Annotated in this window: 1 protein-coding gene; it reads left to right on the top strand. The window is 48.0% G+C overall.

The genetic code is table 11. The features are described 5' to 3' along the window. On the top strand, positions 1-1,259 hold a 1,259-nt coding region (locus R8O70_RS25535), incomplete at both ends, for a pyridoxal phosphate-dependent decarboxylase family protein (protein WP_318184503.1).

Here is a 1,259-nt window from a genome sequence, read left to right as displayed (position 1 = left end):
CTTGAAGAAGCGGTCATCGCCGCAGGCGGTAGCCACGTTGAAGCTGCACCACAAGAAGAGTGGAAAAAGCACTTCATCCATACCGGTGAACTAGGCAGTGCTGAGTTTGCATCAGTAATGAACCACACAACTGCTGCAATGAAGTCAGTGTTTGAACAAGTTAACGCACCATACTCAGGTATGGAGCCTAAAGCGTTAGAAGATGCGATCAACGCGGTTGACCTAGACAACAAAAATGCACCACTTAAATCCGTAATCGATGATGCGGCAGAGCTGGTGGCAAAGAACGCTATCTTCACTCAACACCCTGATTGTATCGCGCATTTGCATACGCCTCCTTTAATGCCGGCTGTTGCAGCAGAGGCGATGATTGCAGCACTGAACCAATCAATTGATTCATGGGACCAAGCATCTTCTGCAACTTACGTTGAGCAAAAAGTGGTGAACTGGCTGTGCGACAAGTACGACCTAAGCGAAAAAGCCGATGGTATTTTCACGAGCGGTGGCACGCAAAGTAACCAAATGGGTTTGATGCTGGCACGTGATTGGATCGCAGATAAGCTCAGTGGTCATTCAATCCAGAAGTTAGGTCTGCCTGACTACGCTGACAAACTTCGCATCGTATGTTCTAAGAAATCACACTTCACAGTTCAAAAGTCTGCATCTTGGATGGGGCTTGGTGAGAAAGCGGTGATGACTGTGGATGCAAACGCTGATGGCACCATGGATATCACGAAGCTAGATGAAGTGATTGCGCAAGCGAAAGCTGAAGGGCTAATTCCATTTGCGATTGTTGGTACTGCGGGTACGACGGATCACGGCGCAATTGATGACCTAGACTTCATCGCCGACATGGCAGTCAAGCACGACATGTGGATGCATGTGGATGGTGCTTACGGTGGTGCGCTGATCCTTAGCAGTCATAAGTCTCGCCTGAAAGGCGTTGAGCGCGCTCACTCTATCAGTGTCGATTTCCACAAATTGTTCTACCAAACAATCAGCTGTGGCGCACTTTTGGTGAACGACAAGTCGAACTTTAAGTTCTTGCTTCATCACGCAGATTACTTGAACCGTGAGCACGATGAGCTACCAAACTTGGTCGATAAATCCATCGCGACAACCAAACGTTTCGATGCATTGAAAGTCTTTATGACCATGCAAAACGTGGGTCCGAAGGCACTGGGTGACATGTACGATCATCTACTCGCTCAAACGCTTGAAGTGGCTGACATGATCCGTACAAACGATCAATTTGAACT

The sequence above is a fragment of the Vibrio sp. 779(2023) genome (genome assembly GCF_033344285.1).
Lineage (GTDB): Bacteria > Pseudomonadota > Gammaproteobacteria > Enterobacterales > Vibrionaceae > Vibrio > Vibrio alginolyticus.
This window is presented reverse-complemented; position numbering and strand designations above follow the sequence as displayed.